Origin of the sequence: Flavobacterium sp. LM5, from assembly GCF_002017945.1 — a bacterium.
Classification (GTDB): domain Bacteria; phylum Bacteroidota; class Bacteroidia; order Flavobacteriales; family Flavobacteriaceae; genus Flavobacterium; species Flavobacterium succinicans.
The window spans coordinates 1-5,086 of sequence record NZ_MUFX01000050.1; the positions used below are offsets into that span (position 1 = coordinate 1).

4 protein-coding genes and 3 pseudogenes are annotated in these 5,086 nt (G+C 41.8%); 2 read left to right on the plus strand and 5 right to left on the minus strand.

The features are described from left to right. Together BXU11_RS17360 and aceA are read left to right on the plus strand one after the other, a co-directional pair. Positions 1 to 1,176 (plus strand): annotated as a pseudogene (locus BXU11_RS17360) (malate synthase A); the annotation flags it as partial. 318 nt (positions 1,177 to 1,494) lie between these two features. Then, positions 1,495 to 2,526: pseudogene (aceA, locus tag BXU11_RS17365) on the plus strand (isocitrate lyase); the annotation flags it as partial. 65 nt (positions 2,527 to 2,591) lie between these two features. On the opposite strand, the gene BXU11_RS18245 reads toward aceA, so the two are convergent. From BXU11_RS18245 to BXU11_RS17380, 5 genes and pseudogenes are all read right to left on the minus strand, one after another. After that, on the minus strand, positions 2,592 to 2,750 hold the full coding sequence (locus BXU11_RS18245) for a hypothetical protein (protein ID WP_369803234.1): 159 nt from the start codon (positions 2,748 to 2,750) through the stop codon (positions 2,592 to 2,594). A gap of 39 nt (positions 2,751 to 2,789) precedes the next feature. Continuing rightward, positions 2,790 to 3,158 (minus strand): isocitrate lyase/phosphoenolpyruvate mutase family protein, encoded by a 369-nt coding sequence (locus BXU11_RS18250; protein ID WP_223253788.1) that lies wholly within the window; start codon positions 3,156 to 3,158, stop codon positions 2,790 to 2,792. A gap of 179 nt (positions 3,159 to 3,337) precedes the next feature. Then, on the minus strand, positions 3,338 to 3,544 hold the full coding sequence (locus tag BXU11_RS18255; protein WP_223253789.1) for a hypothetical protein: 207 nt from the start codon (positions 3,542 to 3,544) through the stop codon (positions 3,338 to 3,340). 361 nt (positions 3,545 to 3,905) lie between these two features. Next, positions 3,906 to 4,211, minus strand: coding sequence for a hypothetical protein (locus BXU11_RS18660; protein WP_369803235.1), 306 nt, complete (start codon positions 4,209 to 4,211; stop codon positions 3,906 to 3,908). Further along, positions 4,205 to 4,986, minus strand: a pseudogene (locus BXU11_RS17380) (hypothetical protein). Before BXU11_RS17380 ends, BXU11_RS18660 begins: the two are co-directional and overlap by 7 nt. Between the last annotated feature and the right edge of the window lie 100 nt (positions 4,987 to 5,086).

A 5,086-nucleotide genomic window follows, 5' to 3' on the forward strand; every position in this document is an offset into this window, starting at 1 on the left:
CAAAACGATTACGCTAGAAGATCCAATTAAAAACAAAAAATACGCACTAAAAGATAAAACTGCCGTTTTGATTGTACGCCCAAGAGGATTGCATTTGAACGAAAAACACATCTTGATAGCAAACGAAGAAGCTTCTGGTTCTTTGATTGACTTTGGTCTGTATGCTTTTCATAATCATGACCAATTGGCCAGAAACGGTTCGGCGCCTTATTTTTACTTACCCAAGCTAGAACATTATTTGGAAGCCAGATGGTGGAACGAAGTGTTTGAATTTGCACAAGAATACCTTGGAGAGCAACACGGTACCTTTAAAGCAACCGTTTTGATTGAAACAATAACCGCCAGTTTTCAGTTGGACGAAATCATCTACGAATTAAGAGACCATATCGTAGGCTTGAACTGCGGGCGTTGGGATTACATTTTTTCATACATCAAAAAATTCAGAAATAATCCTGCCTTTATCGTTCCGAACCGCGACCAAGTAACGATGACTTCGCCTTTTATGGACGCGTATTCTAAATTGGTGATTCAGCGTTGTCACAAACGCAACATTCACGCAATGGGCGGAATGGCTGCACAAATTCCGATTAAGAATGACCCGAAGCCAACGAAATTGCCTTCAAAAAAGTGATTGCAGATAAAGAACGAGAAGCCAGAAACGGACACGACGGAACTTGGGTAGCGCATCCTGATTTGGTTCCGATAGCGATGAAAGTGTTTAATGAAAATATGATGACCAAAAATCATATTCACATCAAGAGAGCGGATTTGCACATTACAGAAGCGGATTTGTTGCAAATTCCAGTAGGAACGATTACCGAAGAAGGGATTCGCAAAAACGTAAATGTGGCCGTGCTGTACATCACTTCTTGGCTAAACGGACAAGGCGCTGCAGCGATTCATCACTTGATGGAGGATGCCGCCACGGCAGAAATCTCAAGGTCGCAATTGTGGCAATGGCTTCAAAATGAAGTAACGTTGGATTCGGGTGAAAAATTAACGACCAAATTGTACCACCGCATAGCTTTGGAAGAATATGAAAAAATCAGAAAGCAAGTGGGTGACCGAGCGCACGAAGAGGAAAACTACATCTTGGCAGAAAAATTACTAGACGAACTGGTTGTGAACAAAAAATTTGTAGAGTTCTTGACGATACCAGGGTATAAGTATTTGTAGTGGTTAACAATCACTATTAAAAAAGTAAGCCACGAATTCCACAGATGAACACCAATTTTTCTGCTTTAATTAAACGAATCATAGCAGCCAATAAAGTTTGTTTTAAAAACAGTGAGTCTTTTCTTTTTCCAAAAAATCACATTGCTGGCTTTTAGCCCGATCGCAGTGGCATCCTCTGGACTCGCGAACGAGCGAGGACAGAGATATAACGGAGAGCGGGACCCATATTCACTGAAAAAAACCTTTGCTTGCCGCTCCTGATAATTAAATGAAACAAAAAATCTATTATAAACCAACCGAGAATTAAAAAAAGAAATTATGAAAACCACCGAGACACGCATTCAAGAATTAGTAACTGATTGGTTAACAAACCCAAGATGGGAAGGCATTGAACGTCCTTACACCGCTGAAGAAGTGGTGCAATTGCAAGGTTCATACCAAATTGAACACAGTATCGCTAGAATGGGCGCTACGAAACTTTGGAACAGATTGAAATCACAGGATTTTGTTGCCGGATTAGGCGCATTGACCGGTAATCAAGCCATTCAAGAAGTGGAAGCTGGACTAGAAGCTATTTACTTAAGTGGCTGGCAAGTGGCGGCTGATGCGAATGTGGCCGGCGAAATGTATCCTGACCAATCGTTGTATCCTGCCAACAGTGTTCCTTTGGTAGTAAAAAGAATCAACAACGCTTTGTTGCGCGCTGACCAAATTCAAGTGGTGAATAAAACAGTAGATAAAAAAGATTACTTGGTTCCGATTGTTGCGGATGCTGAAGCAGGTTTTGGAGGAAACTTGAACGCTTTTGAATTGATGAAATCAATGATTGAAGCAGGTGCAGCAGGCGTACACTTTGAAGACCAATTGAGTTCTGCTAAAAAATGCGGACACTTGGGCGGAAAAGTTTTGGTACCTACGCAAGAAGCCATCAATAAATTAATCGCTGCGCGTTTGGCTGCCGACGTAATGGGAACGCCAACCTTGATTGTAGCAAGAACGGATGCGGATGCTGCAAACTTATTGACAAGCGATATAGACCCAAGAGATGCCAAATTCATCACGGGAGAAAAAACAGACGAAGGCTTTTTCTATGTAAACTGCGGTGTGGAGCAAGGTATTGACCGTGGGTTAAGTTATGCACCTTATGCCGATTTGATTTGGATGGAAACGAGCAACCCTGATTTGGCTTACGCAAAACAATTTGCCGATGCTATTCACGCGAAATATCCAGGAAAAATGTTGGCTTACAACTGTTCGCCTTCGTTCAACTGGGCGGCGAAACTATCGGTTGCAGAAATGGAAACTTTTAGAGAGGACTTAGCGGCTATGGGGTATAAATTCCAATTCATACATACTCGTGATTCCAAGCGTGGAATCAGCAAAGTATGTGAATTGGAATTTATACCCCATAGCCGCTAAGTCTCTCTAAAAGTTTCCATTTCTGCAACCGATAGTTTCGCCGCCCAGTTGAACGAAGGCGAACAGTTGTAAGCCAACATTTTTTCCTGGATATTTCGCGTGAATAGCATCGGCAAATTGTTTTGCGTAAGCCAAATAGGGTTGCTCGTTTCCATCCAAATCAAATCGCATAAGGTGCATAACTTAACCCACGGTCAATACCTTGCTCCACACCGCAGTTTACATAGAAAAAGCTTCGTCTGTTTTTTCTCCGTGATGAATTTGGCATCTCTTGGGTCTATATCGCTTGTCAATAAGTTTGCAGCATCCGCATCCGTTCTTGCTACAATCAAGGTTGGCGTTCCCATTACGTCGGCAGCCAAACGCGCAGCGATTAATTTATTGATGGCTTCTTGCGTAGGTACCAAAACTTTTCCGCCCAAGTGTCCGCATTTTTTAGCAGAACTCAATTGGTCTTCAAAGTGTACGCCTGCTGCACCTGCTTCAATCATTGATTTCATCAATTCAAAAGCGTTCAAGTTTCCTCCAAAACCTGCTTCAGCATCCGCAACAATCGGAACCAAGTAATCTTTTTATCTACTGTTTTATTCACCACTTGAATTTGGTCAGCGCGCAACAAAGCGTTGTTGATTCTTTTTACTACCAAAGGAACACTGTTGGCAGGATACAACGATTGGTCAGGATACATTTCGCCGCACATTCGCATCAGCCGCCACTTGCCAGCCACTTAAGTAAATAGCTTCTAGTCCAGCTTCCACTTCTTGAATGGCTTGATTACGGTCAATGCGCCTAATCCGGCAACAAAATCCTGTGATTTCAATCTGTTCCAAAGTTTCGTAGCGCCCATTCTAGCGATACTGTGTTCAATTTGGTATGAACCTTGCAATTGCACCACTTCTTCAGCGGTGTAAGGACGTTCAATGCCTTCCCATCTTGGTTTGTTAACCAATCAGTTACTAATTCTTGAATGCGTGTCTCGTGGTTTTCATAATTTCTTTTTTTTAATTCTCGGTTGGTTTATAATAGATTTTTTGTTTCATTTAATTATCAGGAGCGGCAAGCAAAGGTTTTTTTCAGTGAATATGGGTCCCGCTCTCCGTTATATCTCTGTCCTCGCTCGTTCGCGAGTCCAGAGGATGCCACTGCGATCGGGGCTAAAAGCCAGCAATGTGATTTTTTGGAAAAAGAAAAAGACTCACTGTTTTTAAAACAAACTTTATTGGCTGCTATGATTCGTTTAATTAAAGCAGAAAAATTGGTGTTCATCTGTGGAATTCGTGGCTTACTTTTTTAATAGTGATTGTTAACCACTACAAATACTTATACCCTGGTATCGTCAAGAACTCTACAAATTTTTTGTTCACAACCAGTTCGTCTAGTAATTTTTCTGCCAAGATGTAGTTTTCCTCTTCGTGCGCTCGGTCACCCACTTGCTTTCTGATTTTTTCATATTCTTCCAAAGCTATGCGGTGGTACAATTTGGTCGTTAATTTTTCACCCGAATCCAACGTTACTTCATTTTGAAGCCATTGCCACAATTGCGACCTTGAGATTTCTGCCGTGGCGGCATCCTCCATCAAGTGATGAATCGCTGCAGCGCCTTGTCCGTTTAGCAAGAAGTGATGTACAGCACGGCCACATTTACGTTTTTGCGAATCCCTTCTTCGGTAATCGTTCCTACTGGAATTTGCAACAAATCCGCTTCTGTAATGTGCAAATCCGCTCTCTTGATGTGAATATGATTTTTGGTCATCATATTTTCATTAAACACTTTCATCGCTATCGGAACCAAATCAGGATGCGCTACCCAAGTTCCGTCGTGTCCGTTTCTGGCTTCTCGTTCTTTATCTGCAATCACTTTTTTGAAGGCAATTTCGTTGGCTTCGGGGTCATTCTTAATCGGAATTTGTGCAGCCATTCCGCCCATTGCGTGAATGTTGCGTTTGTGACAACGCTGAATCACCAATTTAGAATACGCGTCCATAAAAGGCGAAGTCATCGTTACTTGGTCGCGGTTCGGAACGATAAAGGCAGGATTATTTCTGAATTTTTTGATGTATGAAAAAATGTAATCCAACGCCCGCAGTTCAAGCCTACGATATGGTCTCTTAATTCGTAGATGATTTCGTCCAACTGAAAACTGGCGGTTATTGTTTCAATCAAAACGGTTGCTTTAAAGGTACCGTGTTGCTCTCCAAGGTATTCTTGTGCAAATTCAAACACTTCGTTCCACCATCTGGCTTCCAAATAATGTTCTAGCTTGGGTAAGTAAAAATAAGGCGCCGAACCGTTTCTGGCCAATTGGTCATGATTATGAAAAGCATACAGACCAAAGTCAATCAAAGAACCAGAAGCTTCTTCGTTTGCTATCAAGATGTGTTTTTCGTTCAATGCAATCCTCTTGGGCGTACAATCAAAACGGCAGTTTTATCTTTTAGTGCGTATTTTTTGTTTTTAATTGGATCTTCTAGCGTAATCGTTTTGTTTACGG

Bases quoted from the DNA above. Each gene is read 5' to 3' on its own strand.
- BXU11_RS18245 (WP_369803234.1), bottom strand. From the start codon at position 2,750: ATGGAAACGAGCAACCCTATTTGGCTTACGCAAAACAATTTGCCGATG.